16 protein-coding genes and 1 pseudogene are annotated in these 25,657 nt (G+C 40.4%); 3 read left to right on the plus strand and 14 right to left on the minus strand.

Going from position 1 to position 25,657, the window contains the following annotated elements; all coding sequences use genetic code 11:
- The first annotated feature begins 15 nt into the window (after positions 1–15).
- Entirely contained in the window at positions 16–3,084 is a 3,069-nt protein-coding gene (locus BSAG_RS07140; protein WP_004312861.1) for a SusC/RagA family TonB-linked outer membrane protein, read from the plus strand.
- 71 nt (positions 3,085–3,155) lie between these two features.
- On the opposite strand, the gene tnpC is transcribed toward BSAG_RS07140, so the two are convergent.
- The 3 genes from tnpC to BSAG_RS07125 form a co-directional block, all read right to left on the minus strand.
- Positions 3,156–4,721: an IS66 family transposase gene (gene tnpC, locus BSAG_RS07135; RefSeq protein ID WP_008997650.1), complete on the minus strand. Its 1,566-nt coding sequence runs from the start codon at positions 4,719–4,721 to the stop codon at positions 3,156–3,158.
- Positions 4,722–4,807: 86 nt separating this feature from the next.
- Positions 4,808–5,158, minus strand: coding sequence for an IS66 family insertion sequence element accessory protein TnpB (tnpB, locus tag BSAG_RS07130; protein WP_008023397.1), 351 nt, complete (start codon positions 5,156–5,158; stop codon positions 4,808–4,810).
- Positions 5,146–5,547, minus strand: coding sequence for a hypothetical protein (locus tag BSAG_RS07125; RefSeq protein WP_008642273.1), 402 nt, complete (start codon positions 5,545–5,547; stop codon positions 5,146–5,148). The genes tnpB and BSAG_RS07125 overlap by 13 nt, the downstream gene beginning before the upstream one ends.
- A 78-nt stretch (positions 5,548–5,625) precedes the next feature.
- Here BSAG_RS07125 and BSAG_RS0223335 point away from each other — a divergent pair.
- Positions 5,626–7,431 (plus strand): annotated as a pseudogene (locus BSAG_RS0223335) (response regulator); the annotation flags it as partial.
- 200 nt (positions 7,432–7,631) lie between these two features.
- Here BSAG_RS0223335 and BSAG_RS07120 read toward each other — a convergent pair.
- The 4 genes from BSAG_RS07120 to rbr all read right to left on the minus strand — a co-directional run bounded on the left by BSAG_RS07120 (position 7,632) and on the right by rbr (position 11,364).
- A complete protein-coding gene (locus tag BSAG_RS07120; RefSeq protein ID WP_004298816.1) occupies positions 7,632–8,471 on the minus strand; it encodes a DNA-methyltransferase in 840 nt (279 codons plus the stop codon).
- 9 nt (positions 8,472–8,480) lie between these two features.
- Positions 8,481–9,794: a type II restriction enzyme gene (locus BSAG_RS07115; protein WP_004298814.1), complete on the minus strand. Its 1,314-nt coding sequence runs from the start codon at positions 9,792–9,794 to the stop codon at positions 8,481–8,483.
- Positions 9,787–10,632, minus strand: coding sequence for a DNA adenine methylase (locus BSAG_RS07110; RefSeq protein ID WP_004298811.1), 846 nt, complete (start codon positions 10,630–10,632; stop codon positions 9,787–9,789). The genes BSAG_RS07115 and BSAG_RS07110 overlap by 8 nt, the downstream gene beginning before the upstream one ends.
- A 153-nt stretch (positions 10,633–10,785) precedes the next feature.
- Complete coding sequence (gene rbr, locus BSAG_RS07105) at positions 10,786–11,364, minus strand: rubrerythrin (RefSeq protein ID WP_004298806.1); 579 nt, start codon at positions 11,362–11,364, stop codon at positions 10,786–10,788.
- A 249-nt stretch (positions 11,365–11,613) separates the two neighbouring features.
- On the opposite strand from rbr, the gene BSAG_RS07100 reads away from it, so the two are divergent.
- Positions 11,614–13,293, plus strand: coding sequence for a SulP family inorganic anion transporter (locus tag BSAG_RS07100; RefSeq protein WP_004312865.1), 1,680 nt, complete (start codon positions 11,614–11,616; stop codon positions 13,291–13,293).
- Positions 13,294–13,497: 204 nt separating this feature from the next.
- On the opposite strand, the gene BSAG_RS07095 is transcribed toward BSAG_RS07100, so the two are convergent.
- From BSAG_RS07095 to BSAG_RS24480, 7 genes are all read right to left on the minus strand, one after another.
- On the minus strand, positions 13,498–15,822 hold the full coding sequence (locus BSAG_RS07095) for a family 20 glycosylhydrolase (protein ID WP_008770496.1): 2,325 nt from the start codon (positions 15,820–15,822) through the stop codon (positions 13,498–13,500).
- A gap of 98 nt (positions 15,823–15,920) precedes the next feature.
- Positions 15,921–17,744, minus strand: a complete 1,824-nt coding sequence (locus BSAG_RS07090; RefSeq protein WP_004312867.1) for a DUF5006 domain-containing protein — start codon at positions 17,742–17,744, stop codon at positions 15,921–15,923.
- 43 nt (positions 17,745–17,787) lie between these two features.
- Entirely contained in the window at positions 17,788–19,602 is a 1,815-nt protein-coding gene (locus tag BSAG_RS07085) for a RagB/SusD family nutrient uptake outer membrane protein (RefSeq protein WP_008023680.1), read from the minus strand.
- Between the two features lie 13 nt (positions 19,603–19,615).
- Positions 19,616–22,972 carry a SusC/RagA family TonB-linked outer membrane protein gene (locus BSAG_RS07080; RefSeq protein WP_004312870.1) on the minus strand — a complete coding sequence of 1,119 codons (3,357 nt, stop codon included), beginning with the start codon at positions 22,970–22,972 and terminating at the stop codon, positions 19,616–19,618.
- 29 nt (positions 22,973–23,001) lie between these two features.
- Complete coding sequence (locus tag BSAG_RS07075) at positions 23,002–24,654, minus strand: glycosyl hydrolase family 18 protein (RefSeq protein WP_004312871.1); 1,653 nt, start codon at positions 24,652–24,654, stop codon at positions 23,002–23,004.
- 246 nt (positions 24,655–24,900) lie between these two features.
- The gene (locus BSAG_RS25020) at positions 24,901–25,059 is read right to left on the minus strand and encodes a hypothetical protein (RefSeq protein ID WP_008020181.1); all 159 of its coding nucleotides are present in this window, start codon (positions 25,057–25,059) and stop codon (positions 24,901–24,903) included.
- Between the two features lie 381 nt (positions 25,060–25,440).
- Positions 25,441–25,657, minus strand: a 217-nt coding sequence (locus tag BSAG_RS24480) for a transposase domain-containing protein (protein WP_008997651.1), incomplete at its 5' end; no start/stop codon positions are given.

A 25,657-nucleotide genomic window follows, 5' to 3' on the forward strand; every position in this document is an offset into this window, starting at 1 on the left:
CTAAGTGTATAAACTATGAGTAAGCATTTATTATTATTCATTCTTATTCTTGCTGTTTGCACAAATGTCTTTGCACAGCAAACCAAGAGTATTTCGGGTGTGGTATACGACAGTAATACCGGAGAGGCTTTAATTGGAGTTTCTGTTCTTGAAGTGGGAACGACCAATGGTACTATCACTGATTTTGACGGTAGATATACATTAAAAGTATCGTCAAATAAAGTTTCATTCTCGTATGTAGGTTTTAAAACTGAAATTGTAAACGTAACAAATAGCGGAACGTACAATGTAAATCTAGTGTCCGATAATAAATTGGATGAGGTTGTAGTTATTGGTTACGGTACTCAAAGAAAGAGTGACCTTACCGGTGCTTTGGCTTCTATAAGTAGTAAGGATATTAAGAACTATGCAGTGTCCAATGCATCCGAACTACTTACAGGTAAGGCAGCCGGCGTATTTGTTGCCGCCAGTTCCGGCCAGCCGGGATCGGATGCAGTGATCCGCGTGAGAGGTTTAGGGACCGTCAATGACAACAATCCATTGTACGTAGTTGATGGACAGTTCATGGATAACATCAGCAGCCTGAATCCATCTGATATTGAACGTATGGAAGTATTAAAAGATGCTTCAGCCTGCGCTATCTATGGTTCGAGAGGTTCTAATGGAGTAATCCTCATTACTACCAAGGGAGGGGTGAAAGGTGAAACGACTGTAACATTAGATGCTTATGTAGGTGTAAAAAACAGTTATAAAGCATTGAACATGATGAACAGCGACCAATACTACAACTTCATCATGAAAGCGTATGAAAATGATGCAAGCTTTCAAAACTCAATGAAGGATAAGTTTACCAATCAGTATCAGAAAGGTTATAATACCAACTGGTGGAATGAAGTAACCCGTACAGCTTTTAACCAGAACTATAATCTAAGCATCCGTAAGGGGACAGATAATTCGAGATCTTCTTTAAGTTTAGGATATGTAGACGATCAGGGTGCGATCATCACTACTGAATTCAAAAGACTTTCACTTAAGGCGAATCTTGAATATGATATCAACAAATTTATCACTGTTGGCGCCAATGTCAATCTGGCAAAGATAAGAAAGCGTGACGCAGGAGCAATTCCTTCATTCGATTTCATTCAAAAAGCCGATCCTTTTACCCCTGTTATCAGCCCGTTGGTAGATCCGTCTTCTGAAAATTACGAATATAACAAATATGCTCCTACCGAGTGGTCTTACGACCCTAATCCGGTAGCCATGCTCGAACTTCCTAATAGATACAATGACATATTCAATGTATTTGGCAATGTGTTTGCCCACATTAAATTGTATAAAGGATTGAGCTATCGGGTACAATATAGCTTCGAAAGATACCATGATACTTTCAAGGATTTCCGCCCTGTCTATTCGTCTACTTTTTCGGAGGATAACTTAGCGAATCAGGAAAGTAAATATAATAAAGAAACTCAATTGAATAATAATAGTGCTGTTACTTCTAATTATCTGGTAGAACAACGCCTTAACTACAACACGACAATAGGCAGGCATAAACTGGATGCAATGGTTGCCATGACTTATGAGAAGAACAGCAGCGAAGGCATTAATGCATTTAAGAGAAAGGCTTTAGGTAACGATGAAATCTATCAGATACTTGATGCACAAACAGCTGGAGATAACACCTCGGGAGGTAAAGAAACATCTTCTATGTTGTCGTACTTGGGACGTATCAACTATGTATATGATGATAGATACCTTGCTACAGTCAATTTCCGTGCCGACGGTTCTTCAAGATTTGCAAAACGTAACCGTTGGGGCTATTTCCCATCAGTTTCATTAGGTTGGAGAGTGAGCAATGAAGAATTCTTTAAGAACCTGAACATTGAAAATACAATTTCCAATTTAAAACTGCGTGTAGGTTGGGGACAGAACGGTAACCAACGAATTGATAGAGACGCGCCTCTTACGTTGATTGGCACCAATAATGAGAATCAGTGGTACTTTGGAAACGGATACTCACAAGGTTACGTTCCGACTTATGTGGGAAATGCAGATATTAAATGGGAAACCAGCCAACAAACCAATGTCGGTTTAGATATGTCTTTCTTTAAAAACAGCCTTGATGTAAGCATGGACTTTTATGTAAAGAAAACAAGTGACATGTTGCTGAATATGCCTATTCCTTCTTTTGGCGCCTTCCCTAACAGCCCCTTCTTTAATGCGGGAGACTTGAAGAATACCGGTTTTGAAATAGTAGTCAACTACCGTAACCAGATAGGAAAAGACTTTAATTACAATGTAGGGCTGAACATGTCTACTTATAAGACAGAGGTAACCAAACTTACATCGGAATATTTGAGTGGAAATACCAGCCGTACGTATGTAGGAGGTCCTATCGGACGTTTCTGGGGGTACAAACAAATAGGAATATTCCAGAATCAGGAAGAGATAGACAATTATGTGGATAAGAATGGTACCAAGATTCAGCCTAATGCACAACCGGGCGATTTTAAGTTTGCCAAATTAGGAGAATCAGGCGAATTGAACGATGATGATGACCGTACTTTTATCGGTGATCCTAATCCGGACCTCATTTATGGTTTCAACTTAGGATTTAGTTATAAGAACTTTGATGTAAGCATGGCATTCCAAGGAACTATTGGAAATGACATCTGGAACGTTGCTAAAGGAAGCCTTGCTTCAGCAGGACGCCAGAATGCGTTGGCGGATGCTTACACAAAAGCATGGACAAAAGACGGGGATTTGGATGCTGTATATCCACGCATAACCAACTCTGACTCTAACAACAATATGAGAGGTTCTTCTTTCTATGTGGAGAATGGTTCTTACCTGCGTTTGCAGAATATGCAAATAGGTTATACACTGCCGAGTCACATTTGCCAGAAGAGCAAACTGTTTTCAAGTTGTAGATTCTATGTGAGCGGTCAGAATATATTTACTTTAACCGGTTATTCCGGACTTGATCCGGAACTGGGTATCAATAACCCATTGGATATGGGAGTGGATACTACACGTTATCCGTCTTCACGTACATTCACTTTTGGAGTTAATTTGCAATTTTAAATCTAGCTAAAAAGTAAGCGTCTCCGCGATTCTATATAGTTTGCTAAAATAAAAAGGCTAATGCTCCCTTTTTATCCATTAGCCTTTTCCCATCTGTCAGGAAGCAGTTCCCTGTATTTTTCAAGTGGTGTGTTTGGTTGCCATTCAGCTGTTCTGTTTATCACATCCGTGAGATACTCAAATAGATTCACTTTATGCATCCTACAGGTGAGTGCTATCGTGTAGAGTATGGCGCCTCGTTCGGCTCCCTTATGGCTGCCGAAGAACAATGAGTTTTTTCTTGATAAGGATATGTACCGGTTCATCCGTTCAACTATATTGTTGTCCAGGTAAGTGTCACCATAATTAAAGATGTCCACCACTGCATTCCACTCATTGCGAAGATAGGTGATAGCTTCTTGTAGTTCGCTCTTTGGTAATAAATCCCCCCGCTCTTCTATTTCATCAAACACATCTTTTATTTCTCCGAGTATGTCCGGCGCATACTTTTTTCGATGCATAAGATTCTGTTCTACTGTCCATCCATCAACCCCAACTTTATGCTTATGCTCGTTTTGATAAAGAGTGTTTATCAGCTCCACGATTCTTTTTGCATCCGGGTCATTCTCACCGCAATCTATAAATTTCCGTTTTATATGTTGCAAGCACGGGATGCGTGTGATATTGGGATAAGCATCGCTTTCGAGCTTCCGGTAAGGTGAGTAGCCATCGCTTTGTATGATACCTTTGCAACTGCCTAATTCGTTAAGAATAACTCTTTCAGACCGGGAGCCGTCATCATAGAGCAGGTATATCATCCTGGTGTTTATGCCGACAACCACCCAAAGGTATCCCTTTCTAACTCCTTTTCCCTTACTGTTCTTTTCCGGGACGAGTATTTTGTAATAGGTTTCGTCGGCTGCCTTATAAGGATCACTCAAAGCTGTCTGCCGGATACACTTATAAAGATTTTCGAAGAGGCCTGAGGCTTTTTCTATCAACTTATGAGCCGTAGGTTTCTTCAGCGTAAAGCCATGACCTTCGAAGTAGTTGATGATTCTTTCAACAGGTAGCGATTGTATATAACGTAATTCCATCAATCCGGCAATAAATGAGCCGTCATAGCTGGAATTTAAGAAAGCCGAGACCGGGGTTTTTCCCTCAAACAGGCGACCGTCTTGCGTATAGGTGTGTATCTTGTAGACGTGCTTGATGAAGCGCATGGGTACACATTCATAGCGGACGCATATTCTGGGAGCGGTAGTAAACAACCGGGCTTTATTGATGTCAAAATCGGGATCATCAGGATAAACGACATGTTCTTCTTCCTCCATCTCATAATGCATGTCACGTTTGGCACCATTGTTCTTTCTGGCTTTACGCTTATCTGCTTTTTCAGCTTCTCTCTTCTGCCGCTCTTCTTCGGACATGGCAGGTTGGGGAGCTTGTTGCTGTTCGGATGTGTTGGATACAAGTTTGGCGAGCCCCTTAGCAAGGCGCTGTTGTTTGCTAAGAGATTCGCCTTTTTGAAGGAGTGCTTCTTTAAGGGAAGAAACCTCTTTTATCAAAGCATCTACTTGCCCCAAGAGTCTGTTGTTGTCATCTCGTAATCCCTTGATCTGTTCCTTCAATAACTCTATGATCTCATCCTTTTTCATGGTATAAAGATATAAAAAATCAACGAGTTGACCAAATAAATCGGATGATATACTTAGTACAAATAATTAACAATCAACATATTATATTAAATCCTGAAACGTTTTCGCAACCGTACAGACTTCAATGACACTCCATTTAAGATAAAAGACAAAACCTGATAAGAAATCTCGTAATTGCCTGTATGGGGGTTAAATGTTGGTAACTCAAAACTTCCACCCTCGAGGCGCTTGTAGTACAGAAGAAAGCCATCGCCATCCCAACGCAGTATTTTTACACTTTGTCGGTTTTTGCCAAAGAATAAAAATATATCTCCGGAAACGGGAGACAAGTCCTTCATTTCCAAGCGTATAATTTTGAATAAACCGTCGATGCCAAGGTTCATACGAACAAAGCCCTGGTACAGATAGTATCGATTGGCTGATGTTAGAGAATACATGGATCTCCCTCCTTTCTTTCGTAATCGAGCAACATTTTAATAACACCACCGGGTGTGGCCCGTTTGACCGAAATGGTGGTTCCACTGTTAAACGTGATTGTGATCCCGGCAAGACTAAACTCTTCTTCCGACGACATGGCGGGTGCTATTTGAGTGAACGCAGGAGAGGTAGTGCTCAGTGGGGACGGCTCAACGCCGCCATAATAATCACGAACCACATCTGCCTTAGCTTGTTTAACGCTATAGCCCCGTCGGGACATCCAGGAACTCATACCTCCAAAAGTGGTATGCTGCTCGCGGCAAACATCCGCTAAAGAACAATTGTAGTCTGTTTTTAAGACTTCTTGGAAACGTTTCCAAGTTCTTCTAAATCTATTTTCTAAATCCATAATGCTTCATTTTTATACCTCGCAAAGATATGAGAGCTAAAAACGGACAGCAATATAGAATCGCGGAGACGCTTACGGGTGGAGATAGGTAATAATCCGAATATTATCTTTACCCAACTTCCTCCGGGTGAGTACCAGCTTGAAGTGAAGAGCACGAATGGCGACAAAGTATGGGGAGACAACGTTTATCGCTTAACTATAAAAGTAGGTTATCCGTGGTGGCTTAGTGTTCCTGCATTGATTATCTATGCCATATTGTGCATTATTATCTTCTATATCACAAAGTCTGTTATCAAAAATCGCATACGGTTAAGTCGCCAGGTTCTTATAGCCCAGGTAGAGAAACGGCATGAACAGAAGATTTATGAATCCCGGCTCAATTTCTTCACTAATGTGGCACATGAATTCTTTACCCCCCTAACTTTGATTTATACACCTGCACAGCACTTGTTGGAACAGGACGGGTTAGATGGTAGTACAAAGAAATATCTCCAAATAATAAAGAATAATGCCGAAAGGATGCAGAAGCTGATTAGTGAGTTGATGGAGTTTCGTAAAACCAAATCGAGCAATATGGATTTGAATCCTGAAAATGTGGACGTAAAATCATTGATGGAATATGCTTCCAACAATTATGTGGATATCCTGAAAGAGAATAAAATAGACTTCAAGGTAGAGGCTCATGATACGTCAGAGATCTATTCCGACCGGAATGCTTTGGAAAAAATTATATTCAATTTACTGTCGAATGCGTTCAAATATACTCCTCGTTATGGATATATTCATGTTGAAATATCACAAAATGAACCTGATAAAACCTTATACTTGCTCGTAAGAAATTCCGGCAAGGGGTTAACCGAGCAACAGATGGCAGAGATATTTGATAAGTATAAGATATTTGATACTCCCAAATTGGGTAACTCTGTAAGCAATGGCATAGGTTTAAATCTAACAAAGAGTCTGGTTGAATTATTAGGCGGGCAGATAAGTGTAAATAGTGAACTGGGAAAAAGCGTTGAACTTTCAGTCGTGATTCCTTCTCTACCATCCGATCATTCACTTGTTGTAACGGATGAAAAAGATTCGTTGCAGAAAGAAAAGAACGGGCAGGATCACTTATCCCCTCGCAAAGATACTGTCATACTGATAGTGGAAGATGAAAAGAATATCAGAGACCTGCTGAAAGATGTCCTCTTTGATTATGTGATACACGAAGCAAAAGACGGCGTAGAGGCTTTGAAAGAGATAGAACATAATCATCCTGATATTATTATAAGTGATATTGTTATGCCCAACATGGACGGCTTGAGCTTGATTAATAAATTGAAATCCGATTTGAAAACAAGTTATATTCCAATCATAGGAATATCGGCAAAAGCTTCTGTAGAAGACCAGATTAATGCCTTTAACCATGGTGCGGATGCTTATATCGTCAAACCATTTCACCCGAGGCAGGTTATCTCCACCATAGAGAATCTGCTGTCGAGACAAATGCTTTTAAAGGACTATTTCAATTCCAGCATGTCTTCTGTGAAAGTAAAAGACGGGATTGTTCTTCATCCGGAAGACGAAGAGTTAATACAGAATGTAACAGACTTCATAAAGAATAATATAGATGATGAGTTATTAAGCCCTTCTTCTATTGCCGAATTTGTAGGAGTGAGCAAAGCTACCTTGTATCGAAAGTTCAAAGAAATAATAGATAAGACTCCGAGTGAATTTGTACGAGGCATCAGACTGGAATATGCAGCCAAGTTATTAAGGACAACCAAGTTGACCGTATCCGAGATTATGTTTAAATGTGGATTCTCTAATAAATCTTATTTCTATCGGGAGTTTTTAAAGCAATACGGTGTATCTCCCAAAGATTACCGGAATCAATAGATAATACAAAAAAGGCTATCCGAAAAATAGGTAGGGATATTCCTAAAATAAGAAAATTTAAGGCAACTAACTCATTGCAAGTCAGTTGCCTTTTTTGTATCTTTAAGCAGGGATATTCAGTAAATGTACCTTTTCCATATAAGAACTATCCATCCTATTTATTTTTCTAATATTGTAAATTCAAGTATTTTACTTCAATTTTATTTATCTTCTAAAGAGATAGCATGAACATTAATGCTGTAAATCCTAGAAAGAAAATCTGCACGAACCTTAGGAAAATCCAAGTCTTTTCTCCGTAGAATACTAAGTTCAAGGTACTTTTGTTCAATATCAATACCAAGAAATCGACGTTTCAAAAGATTAGCCGTGACACCAGTAGTACTACTACCGGCAAAAGGATCTAATATCCATGCCCCAGGCCTAGTACTAGCTGCAATAACCCTAGCTAATAAATTTATCGGTTTTTGAGTAGGATGTTTACCGTGTATCTTTTCCCATCCCTCAATAGCAGACAAATTCCAAACATCTGTCATCTGATGATTAGCATTACTCATTTTCATAAAATCATAATTATAATAATGAGAAACATTATTATTTTTACGAGCCCAAATAATGTATTCTGCCGAGTATGTAAAATAACGACACGAAATATTAGGAGGAGGGTTAGTTTTCACCCACGTAATGCAGTTAAGAATTTTAAACCCAAGTTCAGTTAACTGATTAGCTACAGAAAAAATATTATGATAAGTCCCTGATATCCAAATTGTACCATTATCTTTAAGTTTGTCACGACAATCAGCAATCCATTTATAATTAAAATTATCAATGGATTCTTTGCCAAAACTACGATCCCAATCTCCTTTATCTACACAAACAATTTTACCAGATTGTACAGAAATCCCTCCATTCGAAAGAAAATAAGGAGGATCAGCAAAAATCATATCAAATTGAAAATCAAACTGTGACAAAAGTTGTCGACAATCGCCAAGTAAAAGAGTAAATGCTCCATCCGATGATTTATAATATGATTTTAAGGGCATTATACGAATTTATTCAGTACGTAAATTAAGTACCCAATTTATCCAACTAATCACTGTACTGGAACGGCGATAATATAAATTTTCAGACATGCGGTAAAGTTCGCAATGCCTCATGATATCTATTACCTCCTCTTTAGATGGGATATTAGCATTATCAATATAACTCTTCAATGTCTGTCTAAAAGGACTATGGCTAAGAATCAATTCTGCCACCCGAAGATGTCGGCTTCGCAATGGCAATTTAAAAATTTGTTTCCCTAAATTCGATAGTTTATAATTGTAGATACTCCCTTTTTTATACCGCTGAATTAAACCCAAATAAACACCTGCATTCGCATAATAATCTGACTGGCGCTCATCAAAACTATATATTTTTGCTATACCATATTTATTAAACGCTTTATTATCCGAATTCATAATTTCACAAAGGTTGATAATGCGTTCCAACGAATCTGCTTGTGGGAATTGAATTTGCGGTTCCTTGACAACTGGAATACGCTTTGGTATCTCAAGTATATCCTGTAAGGTTATCACATCGTTCTCAATACGATATTTTTTATATTGCACTCTCTTTAGGGAATTATAATTACCTATTTCTTCAAAAGCATATTCAAATAAATAATATGTACCATTACTATACAATAAAAATACAGGTCTGATAGGCTTAGTTATCTTATTAGTCCATAATCTAAAGGGATAGTAAAGTTGGCGTACCAAAAAATCTGTAGAAAGAGAACTTTTAGCTTCAATCAAACACAAAGAATTTGTTCCTTCATAACCTCCATCAATCTCTATCTGTGAGTTACTTACATCCACTAAAAGAGAAGTATCTTCACCTGACAAACAATTGACACTAAATGAGAAACTTCCAGCTCCCATTCGCCCATTTACCGTAGGCAACAAGGTCGGTTCATTCAAGAAATCCCTGAGAATATCCGAAACATATATGCTATTAATAGCCGTAGCCTCACTTGTGATATTATTAAAATCAATAGACTCAATAAATGCAGGTGAAGAAACAGGCATACTATCTGTACTATCAAAGACTTTCTCTCTATCAGATAATGCAAAATCATGATACAAGTCCATTGCACCAATAATATAGCTTCCTCGTGTAATTGGCAAAATAGACAAAGAATTATCTATAAATATCTGGGGTCTATTGACACTATGATCGTGTTTAGTCATCAAACGAGGCTCCCAAAATTCTTTAATTTGTTGTGCTGTTATAATATACTTTCCTTCATCTTTTATAGTTTGCAGAATAGGATATTTATTAAAAATTTTCGTCCAATTAGTGTCTATCTTACTTGCATTATTCATAATTTCTTATTAATACTTCAGAGACCTGTCCCCTCTTTTCAGCATCTGAATTGATGGATCGAATGGCCTTTATTTCAGTTATGTTATAGTTCTTATATAAATCAAGAATCAAATCAGTACATGAGTTTGATAAGAGAAACTTTGCCTTCTTTGCATGCAGCCAATCACAAACATTTCTCAACCGTTCTTGTTCTGTACGATCAAATCCTCCCTGAGTATATCCCGTAAATGAAGAACTGTTTGATAACGGATCATAAGGAGGATCGAGATAAACGAAATCACCTTTAGAAACGTTATGTAAAGCCTCCTCGAAATCACCATTCATTATTAAGACATTGGAATTATTCAAATATAAGGAGACAGCTTTTATAGTTATCTCATTGACTATATTAGGATTCTTATATCTACCAAAAGGAGTATTAAATTCCCCAGAGCTATTCACTCGAAATAAACCATTATAACAAGTTTTATTTAGAAATATAATTCGCGAAGCTCTTTCTATGTTTGTTAATGCCGAAAATTTCTCTCTATCTCTATCCAGACTCCGAATCTCATAAAAATAGTCTGCTTCATTTTTATGTTTTTTCAAATCCGCTATCAGTTCTAATGGATTTTCTTTTATTACAGTATAAAGGTTTATTAATTCAGCATTAAAATCATTGATAATGGCATTTTTTGGCTGTATATGAAAAAGTAACGCTCCTCCACCAATAAAAGGCTCGTAGTAAGTTGCAAATTTTGAAGGCAAATACTTTTCAATTTCTGAAAGTATCTGCCTCTTTCCTCCAACCCACTTTACAAAGGGAACTACAAGTTTATTAGTTCTTCTTGATGACATACAACTGCAATTTGTAGCAAAGATAGATAATCCATTTGAAACTTGGAGAGTTTTAATCTTTTTATTTCTGAATCGTATAATATGATTTCCATAGTAACATATAAAGAGGATATACCTAATGGATATATCCCCTCTATCTAATTCATCCGTAGATTAATAGTTTTCCTTCTTCACCTCGAAATAAGCCTGTGGATGCAGACATGCCGGGCAAACTTCAGGAGCTTCCTTACCGATTTCAATGTAACCGCAGTTACGGCATTGCCATACCACTTCGCCTTCTTTAGCGAATACAGTCATATTTTCGATGTTATTTACGAAGGCAAGATATCTTTCTTCGTGACCTTTTTCTGCGATGGAGATATTGCGGTACATAGCAGCAATCATCGGGAAACCTTCCTGTTCTGCCACGTCGGCAAAGTGAGGATAATCCAGTGACCATTCTTCATGTTCACCCGCTGCGGCAGCGCGAAGATTTTCAAGTGTATTACCAATTACACCGGCCGGATAGCTGGCAGTGATTTCTACCATACCGCCTTCGAGGAACTTAAACATACGTTTTGCATGTTCTTTTTCCTGATCGGCAGTTTCAGTGAAAATAGCCGCAATTTGTTCGTAGCCTTCTTTTTTAGCTGCACTTGCGAAATAAGTGTAACGCATTCTAGCCTGTGATTCTCCTGCGAATGAAGTCAACAGATTTTTCTCTGTTTGAGTTCCTTTAATACTCTTAGCCATAATTCTATATATATTTTAAATTGGTTGATTACCAAACGTAACTTGTCGTACTATTTATAACGCAAATATAAGCGATTTGTTCACAATAAACCACCTTTTCTTAATGAATAAAAACTATCACCTCATTGATGAAATCTATCAACAGACAAATAGTATGTTCAAAAACATACTTATTTCGATTATTTTATCTAATTTTGCAACCTCTAGTTTGCAAAAAAGTACAGAATACACGTATAACAACATCTAAAAATGAAGCTATTTGAATTTAAACCCAAACTGGTTTCTTGTCTAAAGAATTATTCGAAAGAAACGTTTATGGCGGACCTGATGGCCGGCATCATCGTAGGTATCGTGGCGCTTCCACTGGCTATCGCTTTCGGTATCGCTTCGGGAGTTTCACCCGAAAAAGGTATTATCACCGCTATCATTGCGGGATTCATCATTTCTCTGTTGGGAGGCAGCAAAGTCCAGATCGGCGGTCCTACGGGAGCATTTATCGTCATTATCTATGGCATCATACAACAATACGGCGAGGCCGGACTGATTGTAGCCACGCTAATGGCGGGCGTACTCCTTGTATTATTAGGAGTGTTCAAGCTGGGAGCTGTCATCAAATTCATTCCTTATCCTATCATCGTCGGATTTACCAGCGGTATCGCCGTCACTATTTTCACGACCCAGATTGCCGATATTTTCGGTTTATCTTTCGGAGACGAGAAAGTGCCGGGAGACTTCGTCGGGAAGTGGCTGATTTATTTCCGACACTTCGACACGATCAACTGGTGGAATACCATCGTTAGTATTGTCAGCATTATTATTATCGCCATCACTCCGAAGTTCTCAAAGAAAATTCCCGGCTCGCTGATTGCCATCATCGTAGTGACGATAGCTGTTTACCTGATGAAAACTTTCGGAGGAATCGACTGCATCCAGACAATCGGCGACCGCTTCACCATTAAATCGGAGTTGCCCGATGCCGTTGTGCCTGCGTTGGATTGGGAAGCTATCAGGGAATTGTTTCCGGTAGCTATCACCATTGCCGTATTGGGAGCTATCGAATCGCTGCTGTCTGCCACGGTAGCCGACGGTGTGATAGGCGACCGCCACGACTCCAATACAGAACTGATTGCACAGGGAGCAGCCAATATCATAGCTCCTCTGTTCGGAGGTATTCCTGCCACCGGAGCTATCGCCCGTACCATGACGAATATCAACAACGGGGGTAAGACACCGATAGCCGGAATCATTCATGCAGTAGTATTACTGTTGATTCTGCTCTTCCTGATGCCACTCGCACAATATATCCCGATGGCATGCCTTGCCGGAGTACTGGTCATCGTATCTTACAACATGAGTGGATGGCGTGTATTCAGAGCCTTACTGAAGAATCCGAAATCAGACGTCACCGTATTGCTTATCACGTTCTTCCTGACTGTTATCTTCGACCTGACTGTCGCTATCGAGGTAGGACTGGTGATTGCTTGCGTCCTCTTTATGAAACGTGTCATGGAGACTACCGAAATCTCGGTGATTACCGATGAGATTGACCCGAACAAAGAATCGGATATTACCGTACACGAAGAAAACCTGATGATTCCCAAAGGTATAGAGGTATACGAAATTAACGGCCCTTATTTCTTCGGCATCGCTACCAAGTTTGAAGAAACAATGACACAACTGGGAGACCGCCCGAAAGTACGTATCATCCGTATGCGCAAGGTTCCGTTCATCGACTCCACAGGTATTCATAACCTGACTGCTCTCTGCGAAATGTCGCAGAAGGAAAAGACTACCATTATTCTTTCGGGAGTCAACGATAACGTGCATAATGTACTGGAGAAAGCCGGATTCTACGAGTTGCTGGGAAAAGAGAATATCTGCCCGAATATCAACGTAGCATTGGATAGAGCAAAAAATCTGGTAGAATAGCACTAATTATCAGCCACTTACAGGAGCTATATACCGTGCGTGTTGGACATATAGATCCAATGTGTACGGCATATATGACCTGCGTGTTGGATCTATAGCTCCAACACGCAAGCTATATATAGCCTATTTAATCAATCGCCACCTTACTAGACTTAAAAAATAATCCGCGCTTATGCGCCGCCCTCCACACCTGCCTGGCTTGTCTTACTCCAGCATCACTTCATCAAAAAAGATTCTCGATGTCTGTCCCGGTCTCACATGAGATGCAGGACAAACTCCCGGACCTTTGGCGGTCACACGTACATAACGGGCCTGTGTGCCTCCCAGTTTCAATGACAGGTTTTCTATAAAATTCCCTTCACGGAAAATCTCTTCAGACGTGAAGCTCTGCACAACGGCTTCGCGGAACTTGGAGTTATCATCCGAAACTTCCACCCTCACGGATGCCGGTTTATGGATAGCCATTCCATTGTTCGTGATGCATCCCAATGTCAACGTGTTCAGCATTTCCGGCTTCAGCAAGTCAATCGTAAAAGAGACAGAGTCATTGTCCGCCCATGAGCACCACTCGAAATCCGAATATTTCAGGCTTCCGCGTATTCCATTCGTCAGGAGCTTTTCAGTCGGATTGGTTCCCAGTACAGGTTTGGCGGTAGCCAGGTTCCATCGGACAGGAAGTATCAATGTCTTTCCCATCTGTCTGCCGTACGCAAAAGTTGCACCTTTTAGGGTAAGCGCCTCTTTTACAGGCACTATTTTTTCGTAGAGCGGTGAAGTTGCCGTAGGTTCGCTGCCGTCCGTCGTATAATGTATCTCCATATCAGGACGGATACATTCCAGTTTCACTTCAAGCATTCCATCGTTTGGAGTTACCGTATGCTGGATGTTGTACATTGAACGGGCGTAAACGATGCCTTTAGCTGTCAGATGCTCATTATAGGCATCCAGTCCTTTCAAAAACGCAGTCCAGTCCTTGTGTTCGGGCTGTGTCCATGCCACTTCCGCCAGGGCGGCAAGACGGGGGAACACTAAATAATCGACATCTTCCGGCTTATTGCAGAACTCCGTCCACATAGATGCCTGTACGCCCTTTAACAAAGAAGCATATTCCGGTTTCCAGTCCGCTTGCACAGGTTCGTAATCGTAGATGTCTTTCAGCGTGTTATTTCCGAAATAGGTCTGGGGTTCGAACCATTGCGGGCCTTGATAACGAATCAGATACAAGATGCGGGCAGGGGTCATAATGAACTGATGTCCTTTTTCCGCGGCTTTCAAAGCAGCCGTACCGAGTCCGCGCCAGCCTTGGATGATAACACCTTCCGGCAGGAAACTGCTATTTGTCAGTTCATCCCAACCTATCACTTCGCGTCCTTTGCTGCGTACATAGTCGCTCATCCGTTTCATAAAGTAACCTTGCAGGTCTTCTTCGTTGGCAAGGTGCTCTTTCTTTATCCGCTGCTGGCAAAGCGGGCATTTTTTCCAGTACCCTTTCTGCGCCTCATCTCCTCCCAGATGAATATATCGCGAAGGGAAGATTGCCATCACTTCATCTAAAACATCTTGCAAGAATGTAAATGCACTATCGTTTCCGGCACAATAAATCACTCCCGAATTACTTCCGCCCAAACCCGGAATTACTCCGATGTAACTGTCTACTACGGGGCAGGCCAGTTGCGGATAGGCAGCCAGTGCAGCGTTGCTGTGAGCCGGCATATCTATTTCGGGGATAATTTCTATCTGGCGGTCGGCAGCATAGGAGACCATTTCTTTAATATCTTCCTGTGTATAAAATCCACCGATAGGAGTGGGTTCACCCGGTTCGGCGTTACGGCGGAAATAGAAGGGAACGTCCATGCGGTTCACTCTCCATGCTCCCACTTCCGTCAAACGGGGATATTTCTTGATTTCCAATCGCCAGCCGTTATCGTCCGTGAGATGGAAATGAAGCGTATTGATTTTGAGCATGCCCATACAGTCGATGATACGCAACACGTTTTCCTTGGGGATGAAGAAACGGGCGGCATCCAGCATCAATGCCCGATAGCCGAAGCGTGGCTCATCCTGAATGGTTACTGCGGGGATACTCCATCGGATATTCTTAGCCTGTTGATTGCCTTCAACAGCCGACGGCAACAATAGGCGGATGGTCTGTAATGCATAGAAAAAGCCTTTTATATCCGATGCCTTTACCTGAATCTGTTCCGGAGTAACTGCCAACTGATAGGCTTCGCTTTTTAAAGAAGAGTCGGTTGTAAAGCAGACATGGCTCTTCTCACTGCCACCTATTGCCAACTGTGAGGTGATCCCCGAGCTTCTCTTCAATAAGTTTATAAAGTTGCGGACGATGACAGCCTGCTCATGGTTCTCTACCGAAAACAGCGTTTGAGAAGAGAAGGTAAAGTTGCCCTCTCCCGGCACGACCTGCGCCGGACGGGGAACTATTGAAATAGGGGGAGATGTCAAGTTGGCGGCATGCATACTAATCAAAGACGTCAATAGCACGAGAATAATTAAGATTTCTTTCTTCATGGTAATAAAACTTTTAAGAGTGAAAATGTCGAAAGAGATGCATAAACACCTGACTTCCGACATTTTATCAATTAATCTATTGAAAGCAGAACACTATATTAGTAGAATAATTGACCTGCATTTGCCCAGTATGTCACACCTTCGTCCGAATACGTGCTATTCGTATAAAAACGAATCCAATCAATTTCCATCATAGGTGTATTCGGATCGGTCTTAGGTTCGGAAATAGCCTTCAATACACTATCCCATCCGTCCGGACGATTGTCTGCCGGAGCAAAAAGGAAATCCAAAGCCAAGCCATCTGCAGGAGCAAAACCCCAAGAACTTGTCGAAGGGACATCTACATTCGTACTTCCATTGATTCCTACTTTTATTCCATCTGTAGTCAATTCTACCCAATAAATATTATAATCACCAATTTTGGGGAGTGGGCTTGTTTTAGTACCATCTTCCATTGTCGAGAAAACACCTTGTGTCACCAAGTTTCCTTTCGTATTTCTAAGAATATCGATTCTCTGTATTTGTTTATCAAATACGCCCCCAGGTGCATCTCTAAGCTCAATGACCGGAACAATACCCGTACGATCTCCCGTCACACGCACTCTCATTTCTATACGCATTCCCGGATTGATGTGTATAAAACGGGTAGAAGCACCTGAACCGCCTCTTCCAATATATACAGCAGCCGAACCGTAATCTCTACTCGCACCAAGTCCGTCTCCCGGTGTGGAACCAGCTTGTACCCACAATTGATAAATACCGTCTTCTGTTACATTAGAACATTTATCGCGATTAGCAGCAAACACATCTTGTATTGATTTAGTTGGAATATAATTAAAAGACCAATGCCTATAGTTACCAAACGACGTATTCGGCTTCGTCGGCATACTCCACCCGAAAGAGCTTTGTATAAAATGGAACTCTACGCCACTCCAGAATTTCCATCCTTCCTCTGCTAATTTCTGGTTGGGATGCGAAGTTAACGAAGCATAATCAGTTCCAGGTTTAGCACCCGTTTTTCCGGTTATTTCTACAGACGAGCTTCTGTCACTCCCCCACCAAGCATCGAATTTGCTTTTATTGCCTTTAGATACAAATGGATATTCCGGATGTTCATACACCAAGGTCGGATCATACATATCCGGATTGGCAAGAGATTCGAGGTCAGTCATCATAATTACTAATTTATCAGACTTCATCGGATTAGCTTCAGAGTTTGAAGTGAAATTCAATGTCAACTCCTTGTCTCCTGTCTTCGCTCCATCCATAACTAAAGATATAGGGTCAGTTTTTGCGTTCAGCGCTCCTGCAGGAATAGTCAGTTCACTGGGCAAATTTTCAAAAGAGCTCTCATCCTCCGCTTTTGCGCTGATACTTACCACAATAGGTATTGCCCTCGGTTTATCCAGACTGGCTACCAACACAAATTTATCACCTTCCGTTACTATATTGTCCGCATTGCCTTGTATTGCCATATTTACCCGATAGTAATCGGACACTTTCATAGGAAAACTAGGGTTACCAATCTCGTATCCGCGGGAAAAAGCTACAAAATTAAAGTTTTTACTTCCTTCCAATCCAGTTTCTTTCAGAGGGAACTCAACACGAATACTCTTCTCACCTTTCGGAAAAGTAACGATGTTATGAAAATCTTTGAATACGCCGGACACATCCTCCGTACCAGTTTTAGCGGTAAAATAAATATCAAAATCTTCGTTAGCCAAAACCTCGCTTCCATCCTTATCCGGATTAATATCCAAATCGACAACTAACTTTTCGCCCATTACAAAAGTCGTATTATTGACAGTCATCGTAAAAGGAACAGCTTGTGGTAAAGGCAAATACTTAGTTTCATCTTCACATCCCATCAAGCATACACCCAATAGAGATATTGAAAATAGTTTGTAGAATATATTCTTCATGTTTTTTTCTTTATAATTATCAATGAACTTAAGTTGATGCTTCTCAATTTTTGCGCCACCCCGGATTCTGTGTCAGTTCTTTATTCAATGATATCTCGCTCGGTGGAATCGGAAGTAGATAATCACGTCCCGCATCAAACTGGAACCCACGTGGAAGAACATTTTTCAGTGGATCCAAGTAATCGTTATTGTCTACCAGAATTTGAGCCAATTCTTCATTCTTCGGATCAATTGATTTATATAAAACGCTGCCGGCTCCAAAGTAAGCGCCTCCGCCACGTTTCCCCTGGAATAACTTATGTGCTCTCCAACGCATCAAATCATCCAAACGCATTCCCTGCAATGGCAGTTCAGAGCGTCTTTCCCGACGGATTTCTTGCAGATTGGCAGAAATTGTATAACCAAAATCAGGGAAATTGGGATCAATAGCTGATGGAGCGAGATAAGTGACTCCGGCCCGTTCGCGTAATGGCTTTATAGTCTTCTCCAAAACAGCAGCGTCACATTTTCCCAATTCTTCCGCAGCTTCTGCATAAGCCAGCAAGGCTTCTGCATAACGAATCATTGGAGTGGCAGTTTCTCCCTGCCCACTTACGAATGTAGTATCAATTCCCATACGGATATGATAGCCGGTAGTATTACTCTGATTTCCGGTACTTACAATTTGAGGAGGATTGATTAAATCTTTATCTTCCTCTGAATAAGCCTTCACCAGCATTTTCTTAGCTCCTTTCACTGTCATCGATTTGTATTTACAGTCCGAATGCATTACAGTGGCCAGCAACCGACCATCCCTATCCTTAAAAGATTCATTGAAATCTTTAAATTTTGCGGCTGTGGGATCAATAAAGTTGCCATCCACACTTAAATAATTATCTACTAATGATTGAGAAAGTCCGGCTGGTCCTTCAGCATCACACATTCCACTGGATAAATTCGTATTTAAACTGTGAACCAAGTTGTCGGCAATTGAATATTTCTTCCAAAACAACACTTCCTGGGTAGCCGACAAATCTTTTGAATTGAACAGGTTTCCATACGCATCATCAATATTCTTCACTGATTTATCATTCTCTTTTGTGTTTAATGTAATACCCATTTGAAACAATTCATCCCCCAAAGTAAGTACTTGCTGCAAAAAATCATCTGATTTATACTCGGCAGCAGCAAAGTCAGTACCTTTATGATATTTCTCCCACGTACCTTCAAAGAGTGCCACTCTCATCGCCATAACCATAGCAGCTTCTTTACAAATACGCAATCCCTGATATTTGCTGCGGGAATATAGCAACTCTTTAGCTGCCTTCAAATCATCAAGAATGAATTGTGCCACTGCCGAACGATCACGTGCCGGAATCTGTAACCCGCCAACGGTAGCGTTTCCATCCCAAAACTTGTCCATCACAGGAATACTGCCGAATTTAGTCAACAAGTAATAGTGCCAATATGCACGAAAGAAATAGGCTTCTCCTTTCAGAGATAATACTTCCGCCGTTTCTTCAGCTGCCGGTACTTTATAATATTCTAAGAAGTAATTGACACTACGTAGATTCTGGTATCCTTTCTGCCATTCTGTTACGCCTCCGATAGATTCTTGCAACTCTCCGTTCATACGCCTGTCATACACCATGGCTACCATATTATCACTATTCTTTTCTTCTCCCATTATTCCCATGCCATAGGCACCTGCAGAAGGAAGAGCAATATACAAACCATTGACATAATTAGTCACGGCACTTTGATTCGTCAAGAATGTCTCGCTACTGGGCACCACCAAAGGCACTTTATCCAGAAAGTCAGAACAGGAAGTCAATAAAGTACCGGCTAAAGCTACTGCTAATAAATATATTTTTTTCATCATTATCCTCTATTTAAAAAGTAAAATCAAGTCCGAATACAAAATTCCGGTTTAGCGGATACACCATACCATTACCATTAGATACGACCGGTGAGGTTAGACCCGGAGCCTCTGTAGTAGTACCTCCAGCCATTCCGTTCACCTGATTAAGCGTTTCCGGGTCAAACTGTTTTGGCAATTTTGTTACAGTAAACAGGTTATCGCATGCTACATACAATTTCAGTCGACTAATACCGATATGTTTTAGCAACTTCTTATCGAAATTATATGATACAGTCAGGTTCTTCATACGCATATAAGCTGCATTCAATAAATAGCGAGTTGAATTATACCCTGTATTTACATAAAAGTCCTGATTATTTTTCCAGCTAGTCAGACGAGGCAAAAAGCCATTCGGAGTCTCCGGGCTGAAATAATCCAGATGCTCCTTGAAGTTGTAGCTACCTGCACTAAACATATAGCTACTTCCCGAAATCGGGAAATCCCTTTTTGCCACTCCTTGCAATAAAGTAGATACTTCAAAACCCTTATATCCCACATTCAAATTGATACCGAACGAATATTTGGGAGTTGTATTACCAATAATCTTCAAGTCACCATGATTGTATATCGTACCGTCACCACCATCTATTTTCCCATCATTATTGGAATCTATATATTTCAAATCTCCACGACGCCACATGTCATCCGGCTTGAGCGCACTCATATCCACCTTTCGCAAGTAATCGTCAATCTCACGGTTTGTCATGAAAAGGTCGTCAGCCTGATACCCCCAAATCTCACCAAGATCCATCCCTTCATAATATCCTTTATTAGGACCATACCCGGTGTGATTATTGTAAATGGTTCCATCCGGATTATTATATTTGGTAACGACAGCCTTATAGCTAAACACATTGAATCCTACGCCATAACTAAATCCACATTTCAGCTGATCATGCCAGTTCACCGAAAGCTCCCATCCGCGGTTACGCAATGTAGCATTATTTATTTTAGAGCGGTTTTCGGAAGCTATACCACTAATATCGGGAATAGCTTCGGCCGGGCCAATCATATCCCTTGTCATGCGCTGGTATATATTTGCTTCTAAAGAAAGCCGATTGTCGAACAGCATCAAATCAAGTCCCAAGTTTGCATTATCCACTTTTTCCCATGTAATAAACGGACTTACCATTTTAGGGGTCTTTGCTATCGTTCCCTTGATAGCACTGGCAGAAGAGGCAGTAGGCAATAACCAACCATTAGATCCCAAAGCATCCAATGACATAGTAGCCAGATAATCGTATAATCCGGCTCCATTCTGATTACCCAGACGACCATAAGACACACGGACTTTCAATTGAGACACCGGAAGTTTCAGCCTCTGGAAGTAATCTGTTCTGGCAATATCATAACCAGCAGAGAATGAAGGGAAAAATCCCCAACGGTTTCCTTTTGCAAAACGTGAAGAGCCATCATAACGCCCGCTGAACTCAAAGAAATATATATTGTCATAATTCCAGTTCAACTTAAGGTAAGCCCCCATTGTAGCCCAATGTGTACGATCTTCTCCGGCTATGACGTTCCCGCTGGCATTTGCAAAAGAAAAGATATCATTACTCATCATTCCATCTTTATACATATACTCATTGGAATCTTCTTTCATTTCCATTTGGAATCCCGCCATTGCCTTGAAAGAATGTTTTCCCCATTGCTGAATATACATACTGGACACATTAGGCGACAAATAATAATTGAACAGACTTCCACGGGCATAAGAACCGAACTTCATTAACTTCCAATCGATATTCGGATAAGAGAATCCTTGCCTGCGTCCAGTAGCATCACCCGGTTTTAGCGTCCCTAAAGGAGTTTCATATTGCGGATTCTCATATAGAATCATATTGTTATTTTCTACATCAAAACGTATCTTCATTTCAGCCGTAACATCCCATCCTTTCATTAGAGTAGCCGTAGCGGATACTGACAAGGCATCTGAAAGCCGATTATTTTCATAATTCGAATTTTGCATGAAAAGCGTTTCGTTCCAGCTGGGAATATTATATTTTGAATCAATCGGCAAATGTGTTACTTGTGACGGACGATGCGAACCTATCTTATTATAAATAATAGACTGGTTGGGCATCGGACGTTTTATCATTTGCAAAGTTATATTATTATTTAGGTTGAATCTCAACCAGTCAGTAGGCTTCGCCTGTAGCTTTGTATTCAGATTATACTTGCTCAAATCATCCTTAACATGATCCAGAAAGCCCTCCTGATAGACATATCCCATACCGATATAGTAGTTTATCTTCTGCGATCCACCCTGTACACTCAAATTATGTGAATGACGAATGGACTTATCCTTGTAATAGTATTTAAACCAATCCGTATTGCCATACTGGGCATAATATGCACTAGCCCAGTCTTCTCCGTTACTAGATACATCTATTCCCGGAAATTCCTCTGAATATGGATTCTGCATGAATCCCTTAATCTTTTCTATAACCGAGTCTGAGATTCTATTAATCCCCGAAGCAGATGCACCGGCATCATACAAAGCATTATTATAATAAGCAAACTCCAAAGAATTCATCATCTGTGGAGTACGGATAGGAGAACTAAAACCAACTGTTCCCGAATAACTTACTTTAGCTTTTTCCGAATTTCCACTTTTAGTTGTAACCAATACCACACCATAGGCGGCACGGGCACCATAAATCGCGGCTGCCGAGGCGTCTTTCAACACACTGATACTAGCAACATCGGCGGGATTCACATTCTGCATACTTTGTTCGATTCCGTCTACCAATACATACGGTTCGCCACCATTGATAGAGCCAACACCACGGATATTGAATTTTATATCCGTACCCAACTCACCTCCTTTAGCTCCTCCCATTGCATCCGATGCGAAATTTAATCCTGCTACATTACCTTGCAAAGCGCTGGTGAGGTCCGTTATGGGACGATTGACGATATCATCTCCTTTCACTACAGATACCGCCGCCGTAATTGTATTTCTCTTTTGCGTATCCATACCGACAACAACAACCTCGTCAAGCACTTCCGTGTTTTCCTTCAATACGAATCGATTGTTTTGTAATTTTGTAATTTTCACATCCAATGGAGTATAGCCAACATAACTTATAGAAAGCGTTTGCCCCGCTTTTCCCTGAACAGAAAAATTTCCGTCCAAATCCGTAATTGTTCCGGTTTTTGCACCTTTCACCATCACACTGGCGCCAATAACAGCTTCTCCCTGTTCGTCCACTACTTGCCCCGTAATCATCTTTTGTTGGGCAATGACCCCTATCGGCAATAAGAATAGGAAAATCAGAAGAAAAACAAGTCGTTCTTGTATCTTCATTAATTTTTCTTTTTTCATAATATTACATTTAATAATTAAGATTACATTTACTTGGGATTATTAATCTCATAAGCAACAAACTCCTCTTGTATCGCTTTCAACAATGATTTTTCATTATTTACCGACACATCGGACCCCCAACTCATTATTCCTCTATAGCCTTCCTCACAAGCATACTTCGCTTTTTTACGAATCGTATTCTGACCATTAAGAGTATACGTTTTGCCATTATACGTAAATTCATCCAAAGCAACATCCGAAAGTCCACCATTTATAAAATCAGAGTAAGAGACTTGTTCTCCATTTACACCGGTAGTCCCGATAAAAGGCACACCGAGAACCAGTTTATCTGCCGGAATCCCGTACTCAACAGCCATTTCTGCATCTTTTACAAATTGCTCGTAAGAATATCGCATCACTGCCGGTCCGTAGCATTGGTAAGACATAAAATCCAAAGCTTCAATCGCATTTTTCGAAATTTTATAAGCAACCGGATGAAGGGATACGGAGAAACATACGTCTTTGCCAAGTATCTGTCTGATTTTCACAATCGTCGCACTGTAGTTAGCATATTCTGTCTCCGTAGTAGGCCATTCAATATCAAGGTCTACTCCATCAAATTCATATTCCTTCAAAACACTCTTCAAATTATTAGCAAATGCGGTACGCGTATTATCAGCACTCATCATTTGCCTCCATTGCCCGCTGCCGAATCCTAATCGTAATTTTCGGCTGTCATTACCTACCTGAGCTGCCAAGGTTTCGCGTATTTTTTTCCAACGGTCCAACCAAGTGTGAGAGTCCTTCCCCGGATTGGTAGAATCATCATATTGCCAATAAGCCAACACTTTTGCTACCATATTCCAATTATCGAATTTTATACCATTCTTCCCACCAGTACCTGCTGCCATACTCCAAAAAGAAGTTTCATCCAAACGGCCTTTGAAGTTTTCACCTATATAAAAATCGGCACGGGCAGTAGGCAATACGATTTCTTTGTCAAGCGTAGAAGACCACGCATCTACAAAAATCCTGAATTGCTTTTTATTGCCATCATAATCTACCGCCAGATAATGCCAAGCTCCCGGAGCCAAACCCTTGGCATCCACATAGGTACCTGCTGTCACTGATGCATTTCCCAACGCCCAGCTCACAGTCTGCTCGTTAGCACCTAATTGTAAGGCAGCCAACACTTTATCTCCACTTGTTTTTTTAAAGATATATGCTCCGGGCACCCACTCATCTATAAATATATAGGTAGCAAAAGTGAAACTTTTATTAAATGTCTCTTCTGTAGAATGCAATAATCCATCTTTTCCATTCATTTTTCCGGTTCCGTCAAATTTTATCACACCGCTACGTCCCTCATAAGTAGCTTCATGCGAAACCCCGCCTGTAAAAGTTGCATCATTTATAGGCAAGTCAAAAGCTATATCTCCATTAGCATAAGGACGCGCAGCCAAATAAATAAGATCATTGCTGACAATCAGATTTTCTACCGGAATACGGTTTAATTCGAAAGGGTCACCACCAATGTATTGACAATTGATTAATGTTTTCTCAGCCGGATCATCCACTCCCGGCTGTCCGGTGATTGCTCCTTCAGGGGGCATTCCACCCGGAACTTCTACCCATTTAGTGTCTTTACAAGCTGTTAGCGATACTAACACGAAAAGACATAAAAAGAATTTGTTTCTCATAAATTTAAGTTATTAAGATTTTCTATTCGCTGACAATAAGAGTCTCCATTAATCAAACAATTGGTTTTTCTCCTAAAATCAACGTCACAAAAATAGGTACAACAACAAAAATCAATATTTAAAAAATAGCCATTAAATATTCACTTTTCACCAAATCAACCCGTTCCATCGGAGAAATGGTTCTTATCTCAAAAAGACAATGATTAAAACACCCAACTATCCGGTTCTGACCTTGCCAAAACCCTCTTATTGAATATTCATGTTATAATCCGGTTTCAGCCGTTTCAGTGTTGTCTGCAAACGCCTTGATAGGAGGAAATAGCGGCTGAAAGCGGAAAAAGACATCCCTCGCAGAAAGATACTGCAAACAAGGTAGAGTGCTTTCAGCGCATTCAGTTTTTTCAAATTAGCTGATGGATTTATATATTCAGCGTAGTAGGTATATATACTCACCACGCTGAATATATATGCCCAACAAGCGGGGTATATAGATTCATCACGTGGGCAAAAGTCGGTGGAATGTGGGCTTGGGTTCCTTTGAGTGGGGGATGGAGTACTACATACAATGAAATGATGTAAGAGACTTGAGCAAGTCAAGTACATGGCTCTGCTTACTTCAGTACTGGTTTGAACAAGTTCATCCACACATAGTTTTATTCCTTACCGCATCACCATCGAGCAAGATTAGTAAAGCTATTTCGTAATTAGTTTCGTAAGCACTCATTGTATGGCTGTCCCTTTTTCTATACTCTGTAGTGGAGTATATAGCATCTCTTTATCCAATAATTAGTATTCTTTATTATTGTTGATAGGTAATAGTGACATGTAATTTGTTTCTCCTGCCGTTAATTTAGTTAAAATTTCCGCTATATATTTCACCGGCCTTAATCCATTCATCTTACATGTTTCAATAATTGAGTATAACATAGAAGCATTCTTTGCCCCTAGTTCCGATCCGCAAAACAGATAATTCTTTCTTCCCATACAAATGGGCTTCATCATC

This window comes from Bacteroides sp. D1, from assembly GCF_000157095.2.
Taxonomy (GTDB): domain Bacteria; phylum Bacteroidota; class Bacteroidia; order Bacteroidales; family Bacteroidaceae; genus Bacteroides; species Bacteroides xylanisolvens.

What these genes read in the sequence shown, in the direction of transcription:
- BSAG_RS07100 (WP_004312865.1), top strand. Translation starts at nt 11,614, where the DNA reads ATGAAGCTATTTGAATTTAAACCCAAACTGGTTTCTTGTCTAAAGAAT.
- BSAG_RS07115 (WP_004298814.1), bottom strand. Translation starts at nt 9,794, where the DNA reads ATGAATAATGCAAGTAAGATAGACACTAATTGGACGAAAATTTTTAAT.
- tnpB (WP_008023397.1), bottom strand. Translation starts at nt 5,158, where the DNA reads ATGTATTCTCTAACATCAGCCAATCGATACTATCTGTACCAGGGCTTT.
- tnpC (WP_008997650.1), bottom strand. Translation starts at nt 4,721, where the DNA reads ATGAAAAAGGATGAGATCATAGAGTTATTGAAGGAACAGATCAAGGGA.
- BSAG_RS07125 (WP_008642273.1), bottom strand. Translation starts at nt 5,547, where the DNA reads ATGGATTTAGAAAATAGATTTAGAAGAACTTGGAAACGTTTCCAAGAA.
- BSAG_RS07080 (WP_004312870.1), bottom strand. Translation starts at nt 22,972, where the DNA reads ATGAAAAAAGAAAAATTAATGAAGATACAAGAACGACTTGTTTTTCTT.
- BSAG_RS07075 (WP_004312871.1), bottom strand. Translation starts at nt 24,654, where the DNA reads ATGAGAAACAAATTCTTTTTATGTCTTTTCGTGTTAGTATCGCTAACA.
- rbr (WP_004298806.1), bottom strand. Translation starts at nt 11,364, where the DNA reads ATGGCTAAGAGTATTAAAGGAACTCAAACAGAGAAAAATCTGTTGACT.
- BSAG_RS07120 (WP_004298816.1), bottom strand. Translation starts at nt 8,471, where the DNA reads ATGCCCTTAAAATCATATTATAAATCATCGGATGGAGCATTTACTCTT.
- BSAG_RS07090 (WP_004312867.1), bottom strand. Translation starts at nt 17,744, where the DNA reads ATGAAGAATATATTCTACAAACTATTTTCAATATCTCTATTGGGTGTA.
- BSAG_RS07140 (WP_004312861.1), top strand. Translation starts at nt 16, where the DNA reads ATGAGTAAGCATTTATTATTATTCATTCTTATTCTTGCTGTTTGCACA.
- BSAG_RS07110 (WP_004298811.1), bottom strand. Translation starts at nt 10,632, where the DNA reads ATGTCATCAAGAAGAACTAATAAACTTGTAGTTCCCTTTGTAAAGTGG.
- BSAG_RS07095 (WP_008770496.1), bottom strand. Translation starts at nt 15,822, where the DNA reads ATGAAGAAAGAAATCTTAATTATTCTCGTGCTATTGACGTCTTTGATT.
- BSAG_RS07085 (WP_008023680.1), bottom strand. Translation starts at nt 19,602, where the DNA reads ATGAAAAAAATATATTTATTAGCAGTAGCTTTAGCCGGTACTTTATTG.